Genomic DNA, 24,229 nt, shown 5'->3' with positions numbered 1-24,229 from the left:
GTTGTAACATTTGAAAATAATTATAAAAAGAGAGAACATTCCTTTGGGACGTTCTCTCTTTTTTATAACAAATCTTGAGATTTATTTCTCTGTTTTTCTTTGAAGAACTTCATCAACCATTCCAAAATCTTTGGCTTCCCCGGAAGTCATCCAATAATCTCTGTCAGAGGCTTTCTCCACCCACTCGTAGGTTTGTCCTGAATGTTCAGAAATGATGTCGTAGAGTTCTTTTTTCAGTTTCAGCATTTCGCGCAAATTGATTTCCATGTCGGATGCAACACCCTGTGCTCCACCACTCGGCTGGTGAATCATCACTCTTGAATGTTTTAATGCAGAACGTTTTCCTTTTGCACCGGCAACCAAAAGAACTGCGCCCATTGAGGCAGCCATTCCGGTACAGATTGTCGCAACGTCGGGCTTAATAATCTGCATGGTGTCGTAAATTCCCAAACCTGCATATACGCTTCCACCGGGAGAGTTGATGTAAATCTGAATGTCTTTTGAGGCATCAGAACTTTCCAGGAAAAGCAACTGCGCTGTGACGATATTCGCCACCTGGTCATCAATTCCTGTTCCCAGGAAAATAATACGGTCCATCATTAATCGGGAAAAAACGTCCATTTGAGCAACGTTCAAGCGTCTTTCTTCCATGATATACGGCGTCAGACTGGTTGGGTTAAACATTCCCATATATTGATCAGTCGCCAGTCCGCTGTTTCCTAAATGTTTTACAGAGAAATCTCTGAAATCTTTTTTAATATCCATTACTTATTTTTTTTTGCATTATGTAGTTTACAATTTTTGTTCCCTAAAAAAACTATGCCCTTTTGTCAGTTGGCGGTTCAGTTTTTTATTGATTTCGCTCAGAAGACTTTTTAGTATCATTATTTTTTTCACGAATTCATAGTACTCTTCCGGATTTTCATCCCTTACTGAATCCAATTTCTTTACAATATCGTAAATCATCTTTTCAATAAAATGACTTTTATGAATGAGAATATCATCTTCAATTTCCGCTTCTAATTTATCACCCGGTTTAGGCGGAAAAATATTGCTTTTTTCCCAGTTGCTTAATTCGTCATCTCCGAGAATGGCACCTGAAACTTTGGAAACAATAGTTTCATCCATTAAAGTTAAGAAAAAATTACTTTGAATAATCTCATTATTGGCTAATCCGTTTTTTAATTCTTCAATTATTTTCCGGTTAACCGGGGATTGCGGTTCATAATTATCTTCATTAAAGTGACTGATTATTTCTTCAATCACCGTAATTTTAAACGGTTGGTTATCGGCATCTGACTTTTCTAAAATCCGGTCTCCAAAGTTGAGCATGTGTTTCACCAACTTTTCCTCTAATTCCAACAAAGGATTTACCGAAATTATCGTTGGAGGAACAATTTCCATTTTCGGCCTTTCTTGCGGCTCTGCTCTCTGTTGCGGGGAAAAGTTCTGATTCTGAATCTGTTTCTGAACATTCAGTTCATTAAAAAGTGATTGCTCTGAAATTCCAAATTTGGTGGCAACCTCTTTCAGGTAAACTTCCTGTTTCAGGGCATTTTTTACGAAAGCAACCGACTTTACGATATTTCGGATGGCTTCTGCTTTTTTTATCGGATCATCGCCGGCTTCTTTTAATAAAATCTCAGCTTTGAAATCGATAAAATCGTTCGCTTTGGTTTTAATGAAATTTTCGACATATTCCTGCGGATGTTTTCTCGAGAAAGAATCGGGATCATCACCATCAGGAAACAGTAAAATCCGGATGTTCATTTCCTCGGCCAACAATAAATCGATGCTTCTGAAACTGGCTTTAATTCCGGCAGGATCACCATCAAAAAGGATCGTTACATTTTCGGTTAAACGCTTGATCAGTTTGATTTGATCCACGGTCAAAGCTGTTCCTGAGCTGGCTACGACATTTTCAATTCCGCTTTGATGAAGAGCGATTACATCCATATAACCTTCTACCAGAAGGCAAAGGTTATTTTTTGAAATCGACTGTTTTCCCTGGCTCAATCCGTAAAGAACGCTGGATTTATGATAAATTTCGGTTTCGGGAGAATTGAGATATTTGGCCGTTTTTACATTATTCTTGAGAATTCTGGCACCAAAACCTAAAACTCTGCCCGAGAAACTGTGAATCGGAAACAAAACCCTTTCCCGAAAACGGTCGATGCCGTTCGGTGCATTTTCCGGGAAAATAGAAAGTCCCGATTTCTCCAGAATTTCTTTGGAATATCCTTTATTTAAAGCAAATTCTGTAAACGCATTTCTTTGTTCCGGCGAATATCCCAACTGGAATTTTTTGATAATATCATCCCGAAGTTCGCGCTCTTTAAAATAAGAATAAGCGATGGTCGTTCCTTCTTCCGTTTCAAAAAGTTGATGCTGAAAGAAATCGTTTGCAATCTCATGAATTTTATAAAGCAGCTCCTTATCGGTTTGCGCCTGTTTTTGCTCTTCCGTGAGTTCGCGTTTATCCTCTTCAATTTCGATTCCGTATTTTTTCGCAGCATGTTTCAGCGCTTCGGGATACGTGAAATTCTCAATCTCCATTAAAAAAGAAATTGCAGTTCCGCCTTTTCCGCTGGAGAAATCTTTCCAAATCTGTTTGCTCGGCGACACTACGAAACTCGGCGATTTCTCATCATGAAAAGGACTTAATCCTTTAAAGTTAGAGCCTGCCCGCTTGAGTTGTACATATTCGCCGATGATTTCCTCTACCCGAACAGCAGAAAATATTTTATCGATTGTTTGCTTAGAAATCATTCGGTAAAAATAGGAATAAAGTTTTTGTTTTCCTTATCATTGTAACCGTTTCGATGCCCAAAACTTATCAACAACCTCTTGCTGAAATTAATATTGAACAGGATAGTTTTTCGGGGATACAAAGGTTTACTATTGATGAATAAAGGCTAATGAGCAATGAGTCAAAGAAATTGAGAACCGCTTTTTCACTGATGAAGAAAAAAAACAATAAATTTGACAAATAATTCGATTGACAATGAAAAAACTCCTACTCGCTTCCATCGTTACTTTTTCACTGATGATGACGGCACAAAAAAAATACGTCCTCGTCATTCATGGCGGCGCCGGAACAATTCTCAAATCCAGCATGACTGCAGAAAAGGAAAATGCTTATAAAGCCAAACTTTCAGAAGCCTTGAAAGCAGGATATGCTGAGATTCAAAAAGGAAATTCGTCGATAGATGCAGTCGCTGCTTCGATCACCGTCATGGAAGATTCGCCGTTATTTAATGCCGGAAAAGGAGCTGTTTTCACCGCAGACGGAAAAAATGAACTCGATGCTTCCATCATGTATGGAAAGGACAAATCTGCCGGAGCAATAGCGGGCGTTCACACCATTAAAAATCCAATAAAAACGGCAATTGCTGTAATGCAAAAATCTGAACACGTGATGTTATCAGGCGTTGGCGCAGAACAATTTGCGAAAGACCAAAACTTAGAAATTGTAGATCCGGCCTATTTCTGGACGAAAGAGCGTTGGGATGGATTGCAAAAACTGAAACAGAAAGAATCATTAAATACAAAGAAAAAAATCTCTCAGAACACCTTGCCGGAATCTTACGAAATCGACCAAAAATTCGGAACTGTTGGCGCAGTTGCTTTAGATAAAGACGGAAATATCACCGCCGGAACTTCAACAGGCGGAATGACCAACAAAAAATATGGCAGAATTGGCGATGCCCCTATTATTGGTGCCGGAACTTATGCCAATTCTCAAGTTGGAATTTCAGCAACCGGTTGGGGCGAATATTTCATCCGGGCAACGGCTGCCAGAACAATTGCCGCAAAAATGGAATATCAAAATAAAGACATTAAAACAGCCACCCAGGAAACCATCGACGAGATCGGAAAAATGGGCGGTGACGGCGGTTTAATCGCTTTAGATAAAGACGGAAATATAGCAATGCCTTTTAATACTGCAGGAATGTACCGTGGTGCCATTACTGAAGATGGTGAAATCTTCATTGAAATTTATAAATAAACATGGAATTTAAAATTAATAAAATTGAAGACTGGCAAAAGGTAACCGATCAAATTCTGCCAGAATTTAAGCATAATATTCTTTTATTGAAGGGAAATCTGGGCGCAGGAAAAACAACATTTACCCAATTCCTTCTGAAAAATTTAGGAAGCCAGGATGAAGTCTCCTCTCCTACTTATGCGATTGTAAACGAATATGACACCCCGAAGGGAAACGTTTTTCACTTTGATCTGTACCGCATGAAATCCACCGATGAAGTTGAAGACATCGGCATCCACGAATATCTGGACAATTCTTTTTTATGCATTATCGAATGGCCAGAAGTGTATGAAGCCGAACTCGCCCATTTCCCCCATCACGAAATGAGCATTGAAAATGATGGAGAATACCGCATCATTAACTTCCGGTAGAATTTGCCCAATTAATAATCAAATCATTGTATCTTTGCATACTGATTTTTTTGAATCAGCTTCCTTATCAAAACTTATAAAATGAGTCATACCCATATTTTTACCCCATTTTCGGAACAGGATTTACTCCCTCAAGAGGAGAAATTGGAAATCGTTAAAAAGGAAAAACAATTCAGCATAGGAATTCCAAGAGAAACTTGTCTTAACGAACGAAGGACCTGCATAACCCCCGACGCCGTGCAGGTATTAGTAGCAAACGGACATCACATCGTTGTAGAATCCGGAGCAGGTGAAGGTTCTTTTTTTACGGATTTGCAATATTCTGAATCTGGAGCGCTCATCACTCACAGTCCGCGGGAAGCCTTTGAACAGGAGCTGGTGCTAAAAATAAATCCTCCGACTACAGAAGAGATTGATATGCTGAAAATGAACTCCTATTTGGTTTCAGCTTTACAGATCAATCTTCGCGACAAAGAGTATTTTAAAAAATTGGCCGAGAAAAAAATCAATGCCATCGCTTTCGAATTCATTGCTGATGAGTACAAGCAATTGACTTTGGTACGACTGATTGGCGAAATTGCAGGAAGTATTTCTATTCTTTACGCAGCAGAATTATTAGCCCTTTCAAATGGATTAATGTTGGGTGGGATTACCGGCGTACGTCCAACAGAGGTCGTCGTTATCGGGGCTGGGATTGTAGGTGAATTCGCAACCAAAGCAGCTTTAGGTCTGGGAGCGAGCGTAAAAGTTTTTGACAATTCCCTGTCGAAACTTCGCCGTCTGCACATGATGGTTGATGGGCGTGTTCCTACTTCTATCATCGATCCCAAAGAATTAGCAAAGAGTTTAAAAAGGGCTGATGTAGTAATCGGAGCACTTGCAAAATTAAGTGCAGTTCCTATTGTTACCGAAGAAATGGTTATAGGAATGAAAAAAGGAAGTGTCATTATCGATGTAACCATCGATAACCGAAAAATGATTGAGACTTCGGAACTGACCGACATGGAAAATCCGTATATTATCAAGCATGGCGTTATTCATTGTGGTTTACCCAACTTAACCTCAAAAATGCCCAGAACCACTACGAAAGCAGTTTCTAATTTCTTCCTTTCTTATCTTTTGAATTATGATGAAGAGGGCGGTTTCGAAAACGTGCTTATCCACAAAAATGAAATGAAGCAATCGCTTTATATGTATAAAGGTCGCCATACGAAGAAGATGATCTGCGACCGTTTTGATCTGACTTATCATGACATCAATCTTTTAATTTTTTAAATGAGAAAAGCCAAATTTTTTTTACTGGGATTAATTCCCGGCCTTATCATTGTATTTTTTATTCTGAACAAAAAAGGGGCAAGTTGCAGCGGGTACCTTCCTAATTCCAGGGTGATTGCAGAAACATTATCAAAAGAATTCACCTATTCCGAAAGCTTTAAAGCGGAAATGGAATTCCTGAAAATCGATGAGAAATTTCTGAAAGACAGTATTATTACCAAAGGAAATGTTGATTTTGAAAAAAGTGATGCGCAGAAAAAACCATGTCCCAGTTATATTTTGACTTATCCCAAGAAAAATCCCCGATACGAAATCGGATTTGAAAAATGTACAGAACAATCGAATTTCCAAAGTCTAAAAAAATTACGCTAATCTCTGTATTGGCAAATCAACTGTTATGAAATTAACCATCATCGGTGTCGGTTTAATTGGTGGGTCAATTGCCTTAAAATTACGGGAAAAACATTTTGCAGATTACGTTTACGGCGTCGATCAAAATGAACAACATCTGGTTGAAGCAAAAGAACTGGGCATTATCGATGAAAGTTTGTCATTGGAAAAAGCAATCCAAAATTCTGATCTCGTTATTTTGGCCATTCCTGTGGATTCAGCCAGAAAATTACTGCCGGCAATTTTAGATTTGGTCACCGACAAACAAACCGTAATGGATGTTGGTTCTACGAAAGCTGGAATTGTAAAAGGAGTAGAGAATCATAAAAACAGAAGCCGTTTTGTGGCTTTTCACCCGATGTGGGGAACAGAAAATTCGGGTCCAAAGTCAGCAGTATCAGACAGTTTTTCCGGAAGAGCCGGTGTAATTTGTGATCAGGAAGATTCAGCGCCAGACGCGTTGAAAATGGCCAGACAAGTTGCAGAATATCTGGAAATGAATCTTCTTTATATGGAATCCGAAAGTCATGATATTCACACGGCATATATCTCTCATATTTCCCATATCACTTCTTATGCTTTGGCAAATACCGTTTTGGAAAAAGAACGCGAGGAAGATACTATTTTTCAGTTGGCAAGTTCCGGTTTTTCCAGCACAGTTCGTTTGGCAAAATCCCATCCTGAAATGTGGGTTCCGATTTTCAGACAGAATAGAGAAAATGTGTTGGATGTTTTGAATGAGCACATTACGCAGCTGCGTAAATTTAAATCGGCGCTGGAAAAAGAGAACTACGATTATTTGGAAGAACTGATCCGGAATGCGAATAAGATTCGGGGGATTTTGAGATAAGCAGCGATACAAGGCTCAAGTTTAGATCTATTGTAGCAATTTTTATAGATTAGTGAAGTTTAACCTACATTGTTTTACTTTTTAAAAAACGATTCCATATTAATCCGATTATTGAATCAATCATTAGATATAAAAAACAGCTTAAAAAACACGAGATTAAAAAAAACAACTCAGGATTAATTAAATAAAATTTAGCGGTTTTTTTTTGGAATTGCATCATTTATAGTGTTCATTTCTGAATGTTAAATTTTTGGTTTACCTCAAAAAAATACCTTCAAAAAAAATTTGCGTCCTAACTTTTTTCTAACTTTACTACTTGTAATCTCATTTACAAGGCATTAAAATGGAAAATCGAGTAAAAGTAAGCGGTAACTTGATTCTTTTCGTATTGCTATTTTGCGGTACAGTTACCAGTGCTCAGGAGATCCCAATTGCTAGTCCTCCTGCCAAAATTCCAAAAGTACATCATATTGAGCCTCTGTATATCGATTTAGTAAGGGATTTGGGGGCCAGGAAAGGAGAGAAAGAAATTAATCTTGCAGGTGATTTTAAAAACACAGCGGATTATAGTGAATATGCGGTATTAGCAGAATATGAATTTGCTCCTATCGACCGATTAGGCCTCGAAATAGAAACAGATTTTGCATTCTTTAAAAAGATAAGCAACGCCCAAGATATTCCTAAAAACAGATTTGATAATTTACGACTGTCTGCGCAATATTCCTTTTACGTTTCGACCAAATACAATACAACACTTGCTGTTGGTTACACCCAAGTTATAGGTTTTACCGCTTTTGAAGATTTAGATGATAAGCCATTGATAAAGGGATTAGAATACTGTCCGTTTTTTATTGCGGCAAAACGCTGGGGCGCTAATTTTCACACTTTAATTTTTGCAGGTCCTATTTTTAAACATCGGTTTAATACAGATTACACCAATGTGGATTGGCAGATTAACACTTCAGTTGATTATGCGATCCCAAATTCTTCACATTTTGTTGGCATTGAATTCAACAAAGAGATTGTAGACGGAAAGTTTGAAATGATAATGCGTCCTCAGGGGAAAATTCAAATCAATAAAGCATTGGCAATTGGTCTTGTTGCAGGTTTTCCGATTACAAAAAGTAAAGAAAAATTCAGTTCTTTTTTCAGGGTGATTTATGAATTGTAATGATGGATTTTGATAAAGCAAAATCTCCATTGGCAGCGAAATAAAGTTTATTAATTGAAGGAAACACATAAAACACTCTGAATGAATGCATTACGCAACTTCTGAAGTTTAAATCTGCCTTAGAAAAGAGAATTGTGAATTATTAGAAAAGTTGATTGGAAATGAATGATTTAGGGTAATTATTAGGTAAAAGCTCCTAAATAAGAGATCGCATATATTTTAGAAATGTTTGATCTTCTTTATTTCTTCTTAAATATCATTGTCAAAATTCTTGGAATGGTATTTCTGTCGCTTCCGTCAAAGTATTCCTTTAGATCTACCAACTGAAAATTATGTTTAATCGCTGAACTTACAAAGTCTGAAATATGGTGATTAAAACAGGTTAGTACTTGAAGTCCGTCTGCAGTTTCATACCTTGCTTTTGAACCGCTGTATTGCTTAAAAGGGTGAAGTTCACCAATATAGATCATTCCATTTAAATTGATGACTTCGCTTAGTTTTTGAAAGATGATATCCAGATTTTCGATATGTTCTAAAATGAGACTGAAAGTGACTAAATCATATTTGGTATTCTCCGTAAAATTCCATTCTTTATTAATGTCGGCCTGAATAAATTTCACATTATCCGCCTTTATTTTCTGTTTCGCCTTTGTCAGCATTTCATCTGAAAAGTCTACCGCTACAACATAATCTGAAAAAGTCGCCAGCCATTCGGTATTTTTTCCTGTTCCACAACCTATTTCAAGGCAATTACCAAAATGATGTCCCTTTAAATTTTCCCGCAGTGAAACTGCTTCCAGATCTCTGGTTTTATTCTCATTGGTATCATATTGTTCAGACCAAATATTGTAGGCTTGCTGTATGTTCATTTTTTTTGACTATTCTGTTTACAGTTCGTTTTTGACATTAATCCATAACAGTTTATATTTCTGCATCTTAGGTAAAAACAGGACTACTTTATACCTGCAGAAAATCTCATTGATTGCAAAAATTATCGATGAAAATTTTAAATTGCTTTTTAAAATAATGTGTTATCTATACTCTTTTTTCATTTCTAATCCCAAGTATAACACTCACTATTAATTAATAAGGGTATTTAAAAATGAAATCCAATTCCCATCTGACTTTCTCTAATTTCTTTTGCTTTTTGCAGTAATTCAGGTTTTACATTTTGCTCCTGAAAATTAAAGAGAAAAATCTAACATTCAGCGACGTTCACGGCGATGGCGAGGCCACCTTCTGAGGTTTCTTTGAAGCGGTCATTCATGCTCTGAGCGGTTTCCCACATGGATTGAATGACTTCGTCTAAAGTGACGCGCGCTTTGGTAGGATCAGATTCTAAGGCGATATTCGCCGCGGTAATCGCTTTGATGGCGCCCATAGAATTGCGCTCGATACACGGAATCTGTACCAAACCGCCGATCGGATCACAAGTCATGCCGAGGTGATGTTCCATCGCAATTTCAGCAGCCATCTGAACCTGACCGGGCGTGCCACCCATAATTTCGGTAAGACCGGCAGCGGCCATAGCGGACGAAACTCCGATTTCCGCTTGGCAACCTCCCATCGCGGCAGAAATGGTGGCGTTCTTTTTAAAAAGCGTTCCGATCTCGCCGGCTACCAAAAGAAACCTGATGATATTATCGTCACTTTTGAAATCGGTAAAAACCTGGGAATACATCAGTACAGCAGGAATTACGCCACTCGCGCCATTGGTTGGTGCGGTAATAATCCGGCCGAAACTTGCATTTTCTTCGTTCACGGCCAAGGCAAAACAGGAAACCCATTTGTTGATATTGGTAAAACTTACATCAGCATTGATGAGTAACTGATACCACTCATGAATATTTTTATAAATTTTGTCACCGAGTAATTTTCTGTTCAAACCTGCGGCACGACGGGTAACATTTAAACCGCCGGGAAGAATCCCTTCTTTGTTGACGCCTTTGTAAATACATTCTTTAATCTGTTGCCAGATATAAAGGGCTTCTTTTTCAGTTTCCTCTCTGCTTCGCCAGGATTCTTCGTTAAGGAAAATAAGATCTGAAATTTTATCTAAACCTAGTTTTGCCATATTCTTATCAATATCTTTTCCGTTATGGCAAGGATAAAGGGTTCTGGTACAATGGTTTTCGTAAGAATTGGCTTCCTGGGTCGCGATAAATCCGCCTCCGATAGAATAGTAATCCTGAATTAATTCTTCGCCATTTTCAAATATGGCTTTGAAAATCATTCCGTTTGGATGAAAATCGAGTGATTTCTGTTTGTTTAAAATCAAATGATGTCCATAAATAAATGGAATTACTTTTTCACCATTCAGATTTACAGTATCTGAAGATTTGATAGCTGCTACTTTCTCATCAATTTTCGAAGTATCGATCTCTTTGAAATTTTCACCAGAAAGGCCGAGCATTCCGGCGATATCGGTCCCGTGGCCGATTCCGGTTTTAGCGAGTGAGCCGAAAAATTCCACAAAAACTTCTTTTACTTCCTGAACCTGGTGATCGGTTTTTATTTTTCTGATAAAACTTTCCGCCGCGTTCCACGGTCCCATGGTATGAGAACTTGAGGGTCCGATTCCTACTTTTATAATTTCAAAAACACTGATTGATTCCATTATATATAATATGCGATGAGCATTAAACTAAAATTGAGTGGATGACAAAGATAATTCTATTTTTGATATTTTTTGAAGCAAATTTTAGATGAAAATACTTTTTAAATTTCGGTAAATATTAATTGGAAATTGGATGGAAAACTCCGGTATATTTAGCGGATTTTCTTCGCATACATATCACAGATTTCTACAGATAAATACGCTCATTTATTTTAATTAAAAAGTAATTTTACACATAAAACAATCTTTAGATCTCTAAAAGAATCAGTGAAAATCAGTATAATTTATGCTTGAAAAGCCAGTAGAAACAGGATGTAAATTCCCGCAGATTTGAAAGTTTTTTCTAGATGAAAATTTATTGATTATTTGAAAATTTCTGCTAAGATCTTAGAAACCTGCTTTGGCTGGGTTACCGGAAAAAGATGCGTTCCGTTTTGCACGATATAATCCGGCTTAGAATATTTCACTGGAAATACAATGTCTTTGCTCCCCAGAATCTGGATGACTTTTGGATTTTCATCAAATTTCCAATTGGACACCTGCTCGACTCCCCATTTTAAATAATAAGGATCGGTGACTTTCAGATACTGTAACATTTTAGGATTTTTCGGATCGACTATTTTTCTCATAAAGGAATAAATGGCAGCAGATTTTACATTGAACATTTTTTCGGGTAAAATTTTAGCAATCCTGGTAATTTCTCCGAATTTAATGAACCTCGATTTTTCTTTATCCGATTTGATGCTCCCCAGAATAACGATTTTTTCAGCGGGTTTAATTTTATCGATTTCCTGTACGAGAATCCCACCGAAGGAATAGCCTAGCAGGGCAAAAGGTTCGGACGCGTCAACTCTGTCCGCCATTCTTTTTACATAATGTTGAAAATCTTCATGGTTTGACGGAATGAGCCAGTCCAGAAAGACGACTTCTAAATTTTGTGGAAAAGTTATTTTTTCCAGTACTTTAAAATCGGCTCCAAGTCCGCTGACCACGTATAATTTCATCCCTCAAAAATAGAAAAAAGAGCAGACAATGCTGCTCTTTCTATACTAATATTTTGTTAAAGTTATTTCGCAGTAACATTGATGATCATATCGATTTCATCTTTCACAATTACATCTTTTGCCGCTGAAGCATAAGCGATATCAAATTTCTGACGGTCGAAACTGAACTTGTCTGAAACAATATTCAAAACTCCGTTTTTTAAAGAAATTTTCGCGGGGAAAGCCACAGGATTTGTCTTATTTTTTGCGGTAAGATTACCGTAAATCATATAAGGAAATGCTTTGTTACTGTTCTTTTTTACGGACGTAATTTTGTAAGTCGCCACCGGGAACTTGTCGGTTTCGAAAAAGTCTCCGGTTTTTAAATGGTTGTTTAATTTGGTTTGGTATTCGCCGGATAAATCGGTCGCATTAATGCTGTTCATATCCAAAGAGAAAGTACCTCCAACGATATTGTTTCCTTTCATCACAACATCTCCTGATTTCAAATTAACGACTCCGTTGTGCGATGAAGCTTCTGTTTTCGCTAATTTATATCCCCACCATTCAATATTTGAATCAGTTACTTTTTTGGTTTGCCCAAACATCATTCCTCCAGCTAATAGTGCTGCTAATACTAAATTTTTCATTCTTATTATTTAAATTTGAACTGCAAAAGTATTTAAAATTTCAGTAACAAAGTATTGATGTAGGATAAGAAAACTTTATTGAGCCTTAACAGTAACATTTATCTCGACCTCATTGCTGATCAGCATGTCCTCGAAAATATTGTATTTTAATCCGTAATTTTTTCTGTTAAAGGTAAATTGAGCAGAAGTCAAAGTATAAACAGCATTGCTTTGAAAAACCTTTACCGGAAAAGAAATATTTTTAGAAATTCCTTTGATCGTCAATGGTCCCGCCACCTGATAATTGTATCCATTGCTGTTAATTTTCTTTACAGATTTGATCTGAAAGGACGCTGTTGGAAATTTATTCGTGTCGAAAAAATCATCGCTTTTCAAATGATTCTCCAGCATTTTTTTCATTTTGGGATCTTCATTCATATCTGCGGCATCGATGGTTTTCATATCCATCACAAAACTGCCTCCCGCCAAATCATTCCCTTTAAAAATCAGATTTCCCTCTTTTAAGTTGACTGTTCCAAAATGAGAAAGCGATTCTGTTTTTAAGGTTTTGTACGCTTTCCAGCGAATCTCAGATGATAGAATTGTTTTGGATTGAGAAAATACCATCAGTGAAAACAAACCGAATATGAAAGGTGCTAACTTCCTCATTAACATAGTATTCATCTTAATCAAAATTATTTTAAAAATTAAAAAACTTCGCTTTTCGGCGAAGTTTTAAGGATGCTATAAGAATTAAGATTTTTCAGAGAAAGCGGCGTATAATGCTGCTCCATTGATAATTGTTTTTTCATCTTTTACTAAATAAATCGGAATATCTTTTAGGATATTTTCCATTTTATCACTGATGATGAAATTTTTATAAAACTTCTTATTATTAAGGAATTGTTCCAGCATTACGGGAATCTCTCCACTCAGGAATAATCCACCGGTTGCTTTCATTTTGAGAACCAAACTGTTGGCTTCACGGGCGAGAAACACCAAAAATGTTTCTATCGTCATGGTACAGATCCGGTCTTTTTTCTCAATCGCTCCATGAATAATGGCTTGAGTGAAATTACCGGCCTCGATTTCCTTGCTCAGCCAGTCGGGCTGCACCTGCCGCTTAACGTCTCTCAGGAAACGATAAACATTAAATAAACCTCCTGTGGAAAGCACAGATTCCCAACTTACGATACCGTATATTTTTTGTAAAAAAGAGTAAAACTCTACTTCGTCATTCGTTCTGGGTGAGAATTCGCAGTGGCCGCCTTCGGTCGCAAATGGCCTTAGAAATTGGCCGTCCCAAAACAGAGCTGCCTCACCTAAACCATCACCGGGCGCCAACAGCACCGCATTGCCCGGCGTAAAATTTGCCGTATCATGGATTTTAACGAAATCCTCTTCTGCTACATGTTCTAACCCGTAAGCGGAGGCTTCTAAATCATTGATCAAATAAACTTCACTGATGGCTGTGTTTTTTTTAATTTCGGCGGCATCTAATTTCCAGGGTAACCTTTGCGGCTGGCTTTTACCGCCAATGACCGGACCGGGTACTGCAACTGCAATTTTTGCAATATTTTCCAAAGAATTTTCATTGATAAATCCCATCACCATTTCCGAAAAAGAACTGAATTCTTTTGTAGAATACGATTTTTCCATTTTCAGAAATATGCGTCTGTTTTCAGTGGCATAAAGGCCGATAACCGTTTTTTGATCTCTGAGATCAACTGCGATCAAAGAGATATTATCGTTCGTTTCTGAAGAAATTCCGGGTAAAAAAAGATTGAATTTATTTTTAGTTTCCATGTTATAATGTTATTAACCAAAGATAATAATTGTTTTTAAAACAGCACTTAAAAAATAAAAAAACCTCCTTTGTTGCCAAAGAAGGTCTAAAAATTTATACGGTGATTATTTACCCAACGGGATGTTATAACCCACTCCTACACCGATTGCACCAGCGTTGTATTTCTGATCTCCGATTTCTCCTTTACTTCCGGTAAATGTTTTTTGATACTGAAGAGAGAAGTTCCAGTCCTGATTATGGTAACCGATTTCTGGTTTGATGTAGAAGCCACCATCTGGTCGATCGGGCGATCCTACATTAGAAGCAACTTTGTCATCACCAACGATGAAGCCGTAACCAAGATCAGTTCCAAGATAGAAACCCATTTGTTTTGGATAGAATCTGATCAAAGCTGCAACAGGAATTACCCCGAAGTCATTGTTATCAATATCAACACCATTTACGGTATTATTTCTACCAAAGAAGTGGCTGTACCCCGTCGCGATACCTAAACCGAAGCCAGGAGTTATCAGATTCTGGTAAGAAACATCTACACCTACAGTTCCGCCAGCATTTTCTGCAGGAACAGCTATACCACCGTTGATCCCTACTTTCAGCATGTTTGTCATATCAGCACTTTGTGCACTCATTAATCCCGCTGTCATTAATCCTAATGCAAAGATTGATTTCTTCATTGATTTCATAATTTTAAATTTTAAATTCTACAAAGATAGACTTGTCAAAATCATGCCAAAATTGATAATATTGTGTTAAAATTGAAATCCAAAAATGCCAGCCAACTGACTATCAACACCATAATTTTGTTTTAAATTCAAACAGCCATTTAGATTTATTAACGACTATTTGTATTTTAAGTGGCACATTACAAAATGGCACAAAAAAAAGAGCTGATTCACCATCAACTCCTCTTTTATAAAGCAATTATTTTTTACAGATTTTCTAAAGCCTGCTGCATATCAGCGTAACCGCCGCCATTGTAGACCTCCGGTACATTCTGAGACTTAAAAAACTCCATCGCTTTGCCGCTTCTGTTTCCGCTTCTGCAGAAAAAAATTTTCGGACCGTTTAACTGTTCTATTTCATCTTTCCGATCCTGGATTTCTCCTAAAGGAATATTCAGGGCAGACTCTATTTCGCCATCCATTTCCAATTCCATTGGTTCGCGAACATCTATTAAATGGTAAGTTCCTGCTTTTAAAATTTCTTCTATTGACATATTTTGTTTTTTACTGGTTATAAAGATTTAAGACACAAATTTATAAAATATTGTTAGTTTTGCAAGGAAATCTATGTTACAAAGTCCAGAAAATTACTCGAACCTCGTCAAAACCAAAGCAAAAAAGTTTGGTTTTCAAAATTGTGGAATTTCACGCGCTGATTTTTTAGAAGAAGATGCAAAACCCTTTGAAAGTTGGCTGAACAAAAACTACCATGGACAAATGTCTTACATGGAAAATTATTTCGACAAAAGACTGGATCCGCGGTTGCTGGTTGAAGGTTCAAAATCGGTAATTTCTCTATCTTACAATTACTTTCCGGAAGAAGATCTGTTTGGAATTAATCGGTTGAAGATTTCTAAGTATGCTTATGGTGAAGATTATCATGAGATTATCAAAGAAATTCTACGCGAAATGGTTGCTGAACTTCAAGATGAAATCGGTGATTTTCAATGCCGGGTTTTTACGGATTCTGCACCGATTTTAGAAAGAAGCTGGGCGAGAAAATCCGGAATTGGCTGGGTGGGGAAAAATGCCAACCTCATCACCAAACAGACGGGTTCTTTTTATTTTTTAGCGGAAATCATTTGCGATCTGGAACTTCAGGAAGATTTTGCGACGAAAGATCACTGCGGTTCCTGTAGAAAGTGCATCGATGCCTGCCCAACAGATGCGATCGTTTCTGATAAAGTGATCGACGGAAGCAAATGCATTTCATACGCAACCATCGAACTGAAAAACGAAATCCCCGAAAGTTTTAAAAATAAAATGGAAGACTGGATGTTTGGTTGCGACATCTGCCAGGACGTTTGCCCATGGAACCGATTTTCAAAACCTCATCAGCAGGAAAAGTTTAAGCCTAATCCTTTGCTTGCCACTTTAGAGAAAACGGAATGGCAGGAACTCTCTCAAGAATTATTTTCAGAACTATTTCGAAAATCACCCGTAAAAAGAACGAAATTTGCTGGGCTAAAAAGAAATATAGAATTTCTGACTGCTTCTGAGATTCCTGATTTTCAAAAAAAATAATATTCACTTTTATATAAATAAAATCTACATTGAAAAAAACGCTCCAAATTATCCTCAAATGTTTAGCCGGAATTGTTGGTTTAGTCCTCATCTACGTTATTCTTGCCTTAACAATTCCTCTGATTCCGGTTCAGAAAAAAGCGACGGCCGGAAAGGCAGAAATCCCTGTTTATCTTTACACCAACGGCGTTCATACTGACATCGTGCTTCCCATTAAAAACGAGCAGATTGACTGGAGCAAAAAAATATTATTTGAAAATACGGCTTCTAAAATCACCGATTTTAATTATGTGGGAATTGGCTGGGGCGATAAGGGCTTCTATCTGGACACGCCCACCTGGGCAGAACTGAAAGTTTCTACGGCCTTTCATGCGGCTTTTTGGTTGGGCGATTCGGCGATGCACTGCACCTTTTATAAAACGATGAAAGAAGGTAATGACTGTAAAAAAATAATGCTTACTGAATCTGAATATGCAGATTTAATTCGTTTTGTAGATTCTAAATTTGATAAAAATGCGGCGGGACAGAATATTTTAATTCCGACAAAAGCAGTTTATGGAAATAATGATTCATTTTATGAAGCCAAAGGAAGCTACAGTTTCCTCTACACCTGTAATACCTGGACCAATGATGCTTTAAAAGCAGCCGGACAAAAAGCGGCACTTTGGACACCGACAGATTTCGGGATTTTTCAGCACTACAAATAGCCTTGATTCCCACCTTAAATACTCTATAAAGACGTCAACAGAAGTTTGGTGAAACTGGCCGAATCTCAGAAAAGAGAGGAAATCTCCGGAGAACACCTGAGTAAACAGCAATAAAAAAGTTCCCGGTTAAAGGAACTTTAAAAAAAGAAAATCAATTAAATTTAATCTTTTGTTTCTAAACTGAAGACGAGATCCAGCTCATCTTTCACATAGACCATACCGCCCATTTTCTTTGGTGGCACAATCTTAAAGTCCGAAAATCTCAATCTTTTATTTCCAACTAAACTGTTATTGTAGAGCGAAAATTCTATTGAATATTTTCTTGCAACGGTCATCATTTTCACTTCTACAACTGCTTCAAATTTATTGGAATTTGATTTTTTGAATTCTAAAAATCTGATGTTCAGATTTGGATAGTGATCTGACTGCAAGACTTTTCTAAAATCATTCGTCATCATTTTGTTTCGACAATCAAAATCATCTACTGATACGCTGATATTCGGGAGCTGATTTCCGGTAAAAGAATACACAGAACCGGAGTTTTTGAACCGGGGATGGCTGCATTTAAAAGTATTGACATTCGTCCAGCCATTGATTTCCAGTCCATTTTTCTGTGCAAAAGCATTTGCCGAAAAAAGGAGGATTGCGAATATGATGATTTTATTTTTCATGATTTTAGATAGAAAAAGGGGTTCATAATCACCCCTTTTTCCTGAATATTTAATAATTAGAAACCTATGGTCGCTTCAAACATAATCCCATTAAACTTACCGCCTCTCAGAGCACTTGTTGCTCCCCAAACTGCGTCATCGTTATATTTCTGATTTACATACTCTACTTTTGCAAGTACATTTTTAGTCATAAACCAGCCACCGCCTAAGTTAAACCGGTCGATTTTTCTTTCTGCAGAAACCTCATCGTCTTTCCCACTGACAGAGTTGTATCTTCCACCGAAATAGAATTGCTCAGCTCCTCCAAATCTGTAAAGTAATTCGGCACCCAGTTGAGTATAAGCGCCGTCTGTAGCTCTTTCCGTCAATCCACTTGCTTTATTACCTGAAACATATTCATAAACTCCGAAGAATTCTAAACCTTGATATTTGATGAATGGATTCACCTGAACCGCTTGTACTTTTTTGAATCCAGGATTGAATCTTCCAGTTGACTGGTTATTCATTCCCATTAAATCATTTTGAGTTAGAAGTACGTAATAATATCGACTTCCTGCTCTATCTGCACTGTATAAATTGCCACCAGTAGTTAAACCGTTCGTCTGGATGAATGATCCTGTCAATCTTACTCTCAAATCCTGGCTGATCTGTTTATCATAACCGATTTTCGCATAAACAGAAGGTGAATTCCAGCTGGTTCCTTTAACAGGAGTTTGGTTTAATTTTCCGTTGGAAACACCTACCATTCCTATGAAATTTTTATAAAACCCGTATGCTTCCCCAAAAGCCTCTGTTGTGAAACTATCCATAATATAATTTCCTACAAATGGATTATTGATTGCTTTTGCATTATCCGTTCTTCTGAAGTGAGTATCCCCGTAGTTAATCTCATCCATACCAACTTTCACTCTCGCATATTTCATAATATCGGCAGCGAAACCTTCTTTAATGAAATCCAGATTATCAACTTGAATATATCCTCCTTTCACCCAAGCTTCGTTATGATGCCTTGCAGAAAGATAAGTTCTTAAATGCATTTTCAGACCTTTTGCTAAATAAGCATTCACATCTAAGTTAGCGGTAGGAAGGTTAAAATCTTTCCCCATTACCTGTAATGTATTCGGCGTAGTCGTTCCGGTTACAACTCCTAAAGACGGAGCTTTTGTAGAATGATCCAGCCCTTGAAACTGTAATGCGAAATCACCACCAACTGAAACTTTTATACCATCAAAAGCGGGAGACTCCCCTTTTGGGTCTTCAAACACATTACGTGATGATTTTTCCGGAGCCAAATAGTCTCTCATTGAAGTGGAAACTTCTTGTGCACTGACAAAACTGATTCCTGTAACTAATGCTGCGAGCATCGAAGCTCTGATTACCATAGTTTTCATATTCTTAATTTTTAATTGTTATTGTTTGTTTGTTGATTTTTAGTTGGCAACAGCATTAACTGTTATTGTGATTTCATTTCCTGTTTTCACAGTATTCATCATAAATGCCGGCGGAGTAATTCCGTAATCAGTCATTTTGATACTTGTCTGGCCCCAAACGGTGTAAGAATTACCATTTTTTGTAACATTTACGGGTAAAGTAATTGTTTTGGTGACGTTAGTTACGGTTAGCTTACCAGTCATTGTTCCTTTTCCCATATTTACTGAAGCCGCCGTAAAAGTGATGTTCGGATATTTATCTGTCTGAATCGCTTTATAAGCGTTAGCATCCATCGGTCCTTTACCACTTTTCAAGGTTTTAGAACCCATTTTATAAGTAATATCCTGAATAGCATTTCCGGAAACATTTCCAGAAAAAGAACCACTGGTTGAAGTCATGCTCCATTCATGTAAAGTAGACGTTCCAGAAACTGTAGTTTTTACGTTGCTGCTGTTAATTTTTTGGGCAGCTACTAATCCTGAAAACATTCCGAATGCGAGGACCAGTGTTTTAAAGTTTACTAAATTTTTCATTGTATCTAATTTTAAATATTTATCAGTTGGGTTTACCATCATTTTGTAGTACAAAGATATCCCAATAATTATTAGATTCATAAAAAATAGCGTTTAATATAAATGACATATATCTTATTATATTAAATAAATATCAAAACATCAATAAAAACAAATTATAATTACCTATATCACAAAATATAACCTCCTTATCTTGAAATTAAATAAAAAAAAACCGATAGTGTTAAATATTGTTAATAACCCAAATATGACGTCAGCGAAAAACTTGATAGAAATCATAATAAAATTGACGATTTATTTTAAAAAATGACTTATTTTAAGATAATCTTAAATAGAATAAAGAAAAATAGTGAGGATCATTCACCGCATTAAATCAGTTTTTTTTTAAGGTCTAAACTTGGAAAGAAAGCTAGAAATATTTAATTTTGAAGAAGTTTAAATAGTATTGAAGTTCTTATACATCTGCGGAGCTCTAAGTACATGCCAGATCTTCAGTGCGGCCGAAAAACAATTTTACAAACGTGACACTGCGGGAGGAGTCGGCATACAGTCAGCATAAGGTCAGCATACAGTAGGGGATGCTATGGAGATGGGTGCAGTTTGGTTGCCTTAGAGCGTAAGTCAAAACTGGAGATTTTTTTTGCCTAGTCCCCAAGTTTTGAAACTGATCCGATTTTTTTGTGTCCAGAGTAAAAAAACATAAAAAAAGCCTCTGCGAATCAATGATTGCAGAGGCTTTTGGTACCCGGTGCCGGAATCGAACCGGCACATCTTGCGATACTAGAGTTTGAGTCTAGCGCGTCTACCAATTCCGCCAACCGGGCTCTTTTTAAATTGGTGTGCAAATATAGAATTATTTTTTATTTAAGGAAAATTATTTGCGCATTTTTTTAAAATTATCGCATAAAATTTAACCCACAATAATTAACTGCCTGATTATCATAACAGCAGTTCCAGTCCGTCATAAGCAAGATGCACATTCTCCGGAAGCTCCAACTCCATATCATCATGTAAACCCAGGTGATGAGAGATGTGGGTGAGAAACATCTTCTTCGGTTTTAACTCCTCAAAGAGTTCTAAAACCTGCGGCAATATAAAATGTGCAGGATGTAAACCTGTTTTACGAATGCAGTTCAAGATCAGATAATCCAGGTTTTTTAATTTTTCTTTTTCCCTGTCCGATATAAAACTTGCATCTGTTATGTAAACCAGATTTTTTAATTTATACCCAAAAATAGAAATCTTACCGTGCGACACTTCCACAGGAATGACCTCAGTATCTAAAAGCGTAAAAGGTTTTTCAATTTCATGAAGGTTAAAAGCTGGAGCACTGGGATATCTGACATCGGCAAACGCATAGGGAAATCTTAATTTTATCTCATCACCTACCCTTTTCTGACAATAGAGGTCGATATTTTTTCCATTGCGAAAAATCAAGGGACGCAAATCATCTAATCCGATTACATGGTCATTGTGTTCGTGGGTCAGCAGCACTGCATCGATTTGCTCTTCTTTATTTGTAAGCATTTGCATGCGGAAATCGGGTCCGCAGTCGATGAGGATTTTCTTACCGGTCTCGGTTGTTACCAAAGCCGATGAACGAAAACGTTTGTCCTTTCGATTTGCTGAGTCGCAAACCTCACAATGGCATCCAATGACCGGAACTCCCTGCGAAGTCCCGGTTCCGAAAAATTTCAACTTCATATTTTTTGATGTTGGTTTAATTTTGGTAAATTTACAAAAAATAAGAATTGACAGTGATTCAACCGAAATTAACACCGAAACAGAAAGCATTAGCGATTAATCTGGATCAAACTATTTATGGCACTTTCGCCGAGATTGGCGCCGGCCAGGAAACAGTCCGCCATTTTTTCAGAGCAGGCGGCGCTTCCCAAACCATTGCAAAGGCAATGTCAGCTTACGACAAAGACTTCAGTGACGCTATCTATGGCAAAGAGGCCAAGAACAGATATGTTACCCAAAACCGACTCCGTAAAATGCTGCGGTATGAAGTTTCTTTAATTGAAGAGCGCGTATCCCGTGCAACCTGTCCGGGTAGAAAATTTTTCTCCTATGCCAATACCGTAACGACCATTAATTTCGATAAGACCATGAAAGGTCATGGTTGGGTCGGATTGCGTTTTCAGTGTCATGAAGCTGATGATTATAATGAAATCGTCCTTCACGTAAAGTTTAATGAAAATGATGCGACTTTACAGCAGGAAACTTTAGGAAGCTTAGGGGTGAACCTTATTTATGGCGCTTTCAATTATGCTGATAATCCGCGCAGAATGATCAACTCGCTTCTGGACGACATCTCCAAAGATAATATAGAAATCGACATGATCGATTTTAGTGGACCCGCTTTCAGCTATGTTGACAACCGACTGATGAGTTTGCAGCTGGTAAAGAATGGGATGACCGATGCGGTGATTTTCAATTCAGAGGGAAACAATATGTTGCCTGCCGATATTCTTTATAAGAAAAACATTTTTGCGGTTCGTGGGAGTTTCCGTCCGGTCACTTTGGTTAATATTGATATGTTTGAAAAAGGTCTGGAAATGTTCAAAAAAGATTGGGGCTGCAGTCAGGAAGAAACCGAAGTCTTGTTTGAAATTACCATTGCCAATTTAAGAGCTGCCGGAGATATCGACGAAAGGGATTTTCTGGACAGAGTTGATGTTTTAGGAAAACTGGGATATACCGTTATCATTTCTAACTTCTCAGAATACTACCGACTGATCGACTATTTTGCTCCTTATACCAATGGAAAAATCGGCGTAGCAATGGGAGTGAATAATATGTTAGATGTTTTTGATGAAAATTATTATGAAAATCTTTCTGGAGGCATTTTGGAAGCCTTCGGTAAATTTTTCAGAAAAGGAATGCGCGTTTATCTCTACCCTTACAAAGATCCCGAAACCCAACAGTTATTGACCGCTAATAATTTAAAGGTTAATGACAGTTTGAAAGAGCTTTACAAATATTTTAAACACAACAAAAGGATTGTTGACATACAAAATTTCAACCCAGATTATTCCGAAATATATTCCCGGATCATTCTTGATAAAATTGCAAACCACATCCCGGGATGGGAAAAAGAAGTCCCGGAAGGCGTGGCAGATTTAATTAAAGAACGCGGAATGTTCGGTTATAAAGAAGAACTAAAACTCAAAGAATTCTCTTAAAAATAAAACAATTATGTCAGAAATAAAAAAACGTCTTTCTTCAATAATAGAAAGTCCCGCGCACAACACGGAAGTTAAATTACAGAAAATCTGTCAGTTACTGGATCAGGAAATCTCCTATTTCAACTGGACCGGATTTTACTTTAAAAACGGAGACAAAGAGGAACTTATTTTAGGGCCTTACGTCGGCGCTCCCACAGATCACACCATTATTCCTTACGGAAAAGGAATTTGCGGTCAGGTTGCTCTTTCCAATGAAACCTTCGTGGTGCCGGATGTTCATGAGCAGGACAACTATTTAAGCTGCTCCATCGACACGAAAGCTGAAATCGTAGTTCCCATTATGAAAGACGGCGTGAATATCGGACAGATCGATATCGATTCCCACAAGATAAATCCTTTCACAGATGAAGACAGGGAAATGCTGGAATGGCTGTGTGATGAGGTTGCAAAGATTATGTAATCAAATTTGATTTAAAACAAAAAAAAGTGTGGATTTATAGTAAGTCCACACTTTTTGTTTTTACTGAAGATTTTTTTATTCCGCCAAATCTGCGATTCCTTTTTTGTCTAAACGGTAAACGGTCCATTCATCCATCGGTTTTGCCTGCAGCGATTTGTAGAAATCAATGGCGGGCGTATTCCAGTTCAGCACCGACCACTCCATTCTGCCGCAGTTTTCTGCTTTGGCGATTTTGGCAAGTTCGATAAAGAGTTTTTTGCCATATCCTTTTCCACGGTATTCCGGTTCTACGAAAAGATCTTCCAAATACAAACCCGGTTTGCCAACAAAGGTGGAGAAATTGTAAAAATACAAAGCAAATCCAACCGGCTTATCATTTTCTTCAGCAATGATAACTTTTGAGAATTGGTGGGTAAAAATATTCTGCTTTAATTCTTCTGCGGAAGTGATGACTTCATCTTCCATTTTCTCGTAAACGGCTAGTTTTTTAATTAAATCAAAAATAATCGGAGTATCTGCTTCCGTGGCTTTTCTAATCTGGAACATTTGCTTTTATATTTTATAAAGCCAAAGTTAAGGTTTTTGAGAGAATTTTAGAGGCCACGAATGCACGAATTTTCTTCTTAAAAAAACATCTTTGTATCAGACTTCAGAATAAATTAACTGTTTTTATTAAAATTATAAGAATCCAATTATAACACATAAAATAGAAATTCGTGCATTCGTGGCTAAAAAAATATTGAAACAATTAGAAGCCACGAATGCACGAATTTTCTTCTTAAAAAAACATCTTTGTATCAGACTTCAGAATAAATTAACTGTTTTTATTAAAATTATAAGAATCCAATT

At 37.2% G+C, this 24,229-nt stretch carries 25 protein-coding genes and 1 tRNA gene; 10 read left to right on the top strand and 16 right to left on the bottom strand.

The features are described from left to right. Positions 1 to 81 precede the first annotated feature (81 nt). Together clpP and dnaG are read right to left on the bottom strand one after the other, a co-directional pair. Positions 82 to 765: an ATP-dependent Clp endopeptidase proteolytic subunit ClpP gene (clpP, locus tag QF004_RS00130; RefSeq protein WP_133440325.1), complete on the bottom strand. Its 684-nt coding sequence runs from the start codon at positions 763 to 765 to the stop codon at positions 82 to 84. Positions 766 to 792: 27 nt separating this feature from the next. Continuing rightward, positions 793 to 2,769 carry a DNA primase gene (gene dnaG / locus QF004_RS00125; RefSeq protein ID WP_307421681.1) on the bottom strand — a complete coding sequence of 659 codons (1,977 nt, stop codon included), beginning with the start codon at positions 2,767 to 2,769 and terminating at the stop codon, positions 793 to 795. 235 nt (positions 2,770 to 3,004) lie between these two features. On the opposite strand from dnaG, the gene QF004_RS00120 reads away from it, so the two are divergent. The 6 genes from QF004_RS00120 (at position 3,005) to QF004_RS00095 (ending at position 8,105) form a co-directional block, all read left to right on the top strand. Beyond that, positions 3,005 to 4,009, top strand: a complete 1,005-nt coding sequence (locus QF004_RS00120; protein WP_133440323.1) for an isoaspartyl peptidase/L-asparaginase family protein — start codon at positions 3,005 to 3,007, stop codon at positions 4,007 to 4,009. 2 nt (positions 4,010 to 4,011) lie between these two features. After that, entirely contained in the window at positions 4,012 to 4,419 is a 408-nt protein-coding gene (gene tsaE, locus QF004_RS00115; RefSeq protein WP_133440322.1) for a tRNA (adenosine(37)-N6)-threonylcarbamoyltransferase complex ATPase subunit type 1 TsaE, read from the top strand. An 81-nt stretch (positions 4,420 to 4,500) separates the two neighbouring features. Then, complete coding sequence (locus tag QF004_RS00110; protein ID WP_307421677.1) at positions 4,501 to 5,694, top strand: alanine dehydrogenase; 1,194 nt, start codon at positions 4,501 to 4,503, stop codon at positions 5,692 to 5,694. Beyond that, positions 5,695 to 6,066 (top strand): hypothetical protein, encoded by a 372-nt coding sequence (locus QF004_RS00105; RefSeq protein WP_133440320.1) that lies wholly within the window; start codon positions 5,695 to 5,697, stop codon positions 6,064 to 6,066. A 25-nt stretch (positions 6,067 to 6,091) separates the two neighbouring features. After that, complete coding sequence (locus tag QF004_RS00100) at positions 6,092 to 6,934, top strand: prephenate dehydrogenase (RefSeq protein ID WP_307421675.1); 843 nt, start codon at positions 6,092 to 6,094, stop codon at positions 6,932 to 6,934. Positions 6,935 to 7,277: 343 nt separating this feature from the next. Beyond that, entirely contained in the window at positions 7,278 to 8,105 is an 828-nt protein-coding gene (locus QF004_RS00095) for an HAEPLYID family protein (RefSeq protein WP_307421673.1), read from the top strand. A 239-nt stretch (positions 8,106 to 8,344) separates the two neighbouring features. Here the strand turns inward: QF004_RS00095 and QF004_RS00090 are convergent, their stop codons facing one another. From QF004_RS00090 to QF004_RS00055, 8 genes are all read right to left on the bottom strand, one after another. Next, positions 8,345 to 8,974, bottom strand: a complete 630-nt coding sequence (locus QF004_RS00090) for a bifunctional 2-polyprenyl-6-hydroxyphenol methylase/3-demethylubiquinol 3-O-methyltransferase UbiG (protein ID WP_307421671.1) — start codon at positions 8,972 to 8,974, stop codon at positions 8,345 to 8,347. Between the two features lie 329 nt (positions 8,975 to 9,303). Further along, entirely contained in the window at positions 9,304 to 10,722 is a 1,419-nt protein-coding gene (locus QF004_RS00085) for an L-serine ammonia-lyase (RefSeq protein ID WP_307421670.1), read from the bottom strand. A 362-nt stretch (positions 10,723 to 11,084) separates the two neighbouring features. Further along, complete coding sequence (locus QF004_RS00080; RefSeq protein ID WP_307421668.1) at positions 11,085 to 11,726, bottom strand: alpha/beta hydrolase; 642 nt, start codon at positions 11,724 to 11,726, stop codon at positions 11,085 to 11,087. 62 nt (positions 11,727 to 11,788) lie between these two features. Beyond that, on the bottom strand, positions 11,789 to 12,355 hold the full coding sequence (locus tag QF004_RS00075) for a YceI family protein (protein ID WP_133440314.1): 567 nt from the start codon (positions 12,353 to 12,355) through the stop codon (positions 11,789 to 11,791). A 75-nt stretch (positions 12,356 to 12,430) separates the two neighbouring features. After that, entirely contained in the window at positions 12,431 to 13,003 is a 573-nt protein-coding gene (locus QF004_RS00070) for a YceI family protein (protein WP_307421666.1), read from the bottom strand. An 84-nt stretch (positions 13,004 to 13,087) separates the two neighbouring features. Further along, a complete protein-coding gene (locus QF004_RS00065; protein WP_133440312.1) occupies positions 13,088 to 14,140 on the bottom strand; it encodes a glucokinase in 1,053 nt (350 codons plus the stop codon). Positions 14,141 to 14,245: 105 nt separating this feature from the next. Then, complete coding sequence (locus QF004_RS00060) at positions 14,246 to 14,824, bottom strand: outer membrane beta-barrel protein (protein WP_133440311.1); 579 nt, start codon at positions 14,822 to 14,824, stop codon at positions 14,246 to 14,248. A 245-nt stretch (positions 14,825 to 15,069) separates the two neighbouring features. After that, positions 15,070 to 15,357 (bottom strand): rhodanese-like domain-containing protein, encoded by a 288-nt coding sequence (locus tag QF004_RS00055; protein WP_307421665.1) that lies wholly within the window; start codon positions 15,355 to 15,357, stop codon positions 15,070 to 15,072. Between the two features lie 73 nt (positions 15,358 to 15,430). Between QF004_RS00055 and queG the strand changes: the two genes are divergently transcribed. Continuing rightward, positions 15,431 to 16,387 carry a tRNA epoxyqueuosine(34) reductase QueG gene (gene queG, locus QF004_RS00050; protein ID WP_307421663.1) on the top strand — a complete coding sequence of 319 codons (957 nt, stop codon included), beginning with the start codon at positions 15,431 to 15,433 and terminating at the stop codon, positions 16,385 to 16,387. Positions 16,388 to 16,416: 29 nt separating this feature from the next. Continuing rightward, a complete protein-coding gene (locus QF004_RS00045) occupies positions 16,417 to 17,094 on the top strand; it encodes a TIGR02117 family protein (protein ID WP_307421661.1) in 678 nt (225 codons plus the stop codon). Positions 17,095 to 17,255: 161 nt separating this feature from the next. Here the strand turns inward: QF004_RS00045 and QF004_RS00040 are convergent, their stop codons facing one another. The 5 genes from QF004_RS00040 to QF004_RS00020 form a co-directional block, all read right to left on the bottom strand. Beyond that, the gene (locus tag QF004_RS00040) at positions 17,256 to 17,765 is read right to left on the bottom strand and encodes a hypothetical protein (protein WP_133440307.1); all 510 of its coding nucleotides are present in this window, start codon (positions 17,763 to 17,765) and stop codon (positions 17,256 to 17,258) included. A gap of 56 nt (positions 17,766 to 17,821) precedes the next feature. After that, the gene (locus QF004_RS00035; RefSeq protein WP_307421659.1) at positions 17,822 to 19,156 is read right to left on the bottom strand and encodes a hypothetical protein; all 1,335 of its coding nucleotides are present in this window, start codon (positions 19,154 to 19,156) and stop codon (positions 17,822 to 17,824) included. 39 nt (positions 19,157 to 19,195) lie between these two features. After that, complete coding sequence (locus tag QF004_RS00030) at positions 19,196 to 19,729, bottom strand: YceI family protein (RefSeq protein WP_307421657.1); 534 nt, start codon at positions 19,727 to 19,729, stop codon at positions 19,196 to 19,198. A gap of 739 nt (positions 19,730 to 20,468) precedes the next feature. Beyond that, positions 20,469 to 20,553: transfer RNA gene (locus QF004_RS00025), tRNA-Leu, on the bottom strand. A 115-nt stretch (positions 20,554 to 20,668) separates the two neighbouring features. Beyond that, the gene (locus QF004_RS00020; protein WP_307421655.1) at positions 20,669 to 21,433 is read right to left on the bottom strand and encodes an MBL fold metallo-hydrolase; all 765 of its coding nucleotides are present in this window, start codon (positions 21,431 to 21,433) and stop codon (positions 20,669 to 20,671) included. 56 nt (positions 21,434 to 21,489) lie between these two features. Here QF004_RS00020 and QF004_RS00015 point away from each other — a divergent pair, with 56 nt between their 5' ends. Next, a complete protein-coding gene (locus QF004_RS00015; protein WP_133441106.1) occupies positions 21,490 to 22,917 on the top strand; it encodes a TonB-dependent receptor in 1,428 nt (475 codons plus the stop codon). A 13-nt stretch (positions 22,918 to 22,930) separates the two neighbouring features. Further along, positions 22,931 to 23,380, top strand: a complete 450-nt coding sequence (locus QF004_RS00010) for a GAF domain-containing protein (RefSeq protein ID WP_133440303.1) — start codon at positions 22,931 to 22,933, stop codon at positions 23,378 to 23,380. A 75-nt stretch (positions 23,381 to 23,455) separates the two neighbouring features. Here the strand turns inward: QF004_RS00010 and QF004_RS00005 are convergent, their stop codons facing one another. Further along, entirely contained in the window at positions 23,456 to 23,926 is a 471-nt protein-coding gene (locus tag QF004_RS00005; RefSeq protein WP_133440302.1) for a GNAT family N-acetyltransferase, read from the bottom strand. Positions 23,927 to 24,229 lie beyond the last annotated feature (303 nt).

The organism is Chryseobacterium sp. MDT2-18, assembly GCF_030815285.1.
In the GTDB taxonomy this organism is placed as follows: Bacteria; Bacteroidota; Bacteroidia; order Flavobacteriales; family Weeksellaceae; genus Kaistella; species Kaistella salivictor.
Note: the sequence above shows the minus strand (reverse complement) of the source record. Positions and strands in the feature narration are given on the sequence as shown.

Bases quoted from the DNA above. Each gene is read 5' to 3' on its own strand.
- clpP (WP_133440325.1), bottom strand. From the start codon at position 765: ATGGATATTAAAAAAGATTTCAGAGATTTCTCTGTAAAACATTTAGGA.
- dnaG (WP_307421681.1), bottom strand. From the start codon at position 2,769: ATGATTTCTAAGCAAACAATCGATAAAATATTTTCTGCTGTTCGGGTA.
- QF004_RS00120 (WP_133440323.1), top strand. From the start codon at position 3,005: ATGAAAAAACTCCTACTCGCTTCCATCGTTACTTTTTCACTGATGATG.
- tsaE (WP_133440322.1), top strand. From the start codon at position 4,012: ATGGAATTTAAAATTAATAAAATTGAAGACTGGCAAAAGGTAACCGAT.
- QF004_RS00110 (WP_307421677.1), top strand. From the start codon at position 4,501: ATGAGTCATACCCATATTTTTACCCCATTTTCGGAACAGGATTTACTC.
- QF004_RS00105 (WP_133440320.1), top strand. From the start codon at position 5,695: ATGAGAAAAGCCAAATTTTTTTTACTGGGATTAATTCCCGGCCTTATC.
- QF004_RS00100 (WP_307421675.1), top strand. From the start codon at position 6,092: ATGAAATTAACCATCATCGGTGTCGGTTTAATTGGTGGGTCAATTGCC.
- QF004_RS00095 (WP_307421673.1), top strand. From the start codon at position 7,278: ATGGAAAATCGAGTAAAAGTAAGCGGTAACTTGATTCTTTTCGTATTG.
- QF004_RS00090 (WP_307421671.1), bottom strand. From the start codon at position 8,974: ATGAACATACAGCAAGCCTACAATATTTGGTCTGAACAATATGATACC.
- QF004_RS00085 (WP_307421670.1), bottom strand. From the start codon at position 10,722: ATGGAATCAATCAGTGTTTTTGAAATTATAAAAGTAGGAATCGGACCC.
- QF004_RS00080 (WP_307421668.1), bottom strand. From the start codon at position 11,726: ATGAAATTATACGTGGTCAGCGGACTTGGAGCCGATTTTAAAGTACTG.
- QF004_RS00075 (WP_133440314.1), bottom strand. From the start codon at position 12,355: ATGAAAAATTTAGTATTAGCAGCACTATTAGCTGGAGGAATGATGTTT.
- QF004_RS00070 (WP_307421666.1), bottom strand. From the start codon at position 13,003: ATGAGGAAGTTAGCACCTTTCATATTCGGTTTGTTTTCACTGATGGTA.
- QF004_RS00065 (WP_133440312.1), bottom strand. From the start codon at position 14,140: ATGGAAACTAAAAATAAATTCAATCTTTTTTTACCCGGAATTTCTTCA.
- QF004_RS00060 (WP_133440311.1), bottom strand. From the start codon at position 14,824: ATGAAATCAATGAAGAAATCAATCTTTGCATTAGGATTAATGACAGCG.
- QF004_RS00055 (WP_307421665.1), bottom strand. From the start codon at position 15,357: ATGTCAATAGAAGAAATTTTAAAAGCAGGAACTTACCATTTAATAGAT.
- queG (WP_307421663.1), top strand. From the start codon at position 15,431: ATGTTACAAAGTCCAGAAAATTACTCGAACCTCGTCAAAACCAAAGCA.
- QF004_RS00040 (WP_133440307.1), bottom strand. From the start codon at position 17,765: ATGAAAAATAAAATCATCATATTCGCAATCCTCCTTTTTTCGGCAAAT.
- QF004_RS00035 (WP_307421659.1), bottom strand. From the start codon at position 19,156: ATGAAAACTATGGTAATCAGAGCTTCGATGCTCGCAGCATTAGTTACA.
- QF004_RS00030 (WP_307421657.1), bottom strand. From the start codon at position 19,729: ATGAAAAATTTAGTAAACTTTAAAACACTGGTCCTCGCATTCGGAATG.
- QF004_RS00020 (WP_307421655.1), bottom strand. From the start codon at position 21,433: ATGAAGTTGAAATTTTTCGGAACCGGGACTTCGCAGGGAGTTCCGGTC.
- QF004_RS00010 (WP_133440303.1), top strand. From the start codon at position 22,931: ATGTCAGAAATAAAAAAACGTCTTTCTTCAATAATAGAAAGTCCCGCG.
- QF004_RS00005 (WP_133440302.1), bottom strand. From the start codon at position 23,926: ATGTTCCAGATTAGAAAAGCCACGGAAGCAGATACTCCGATTATTTTT.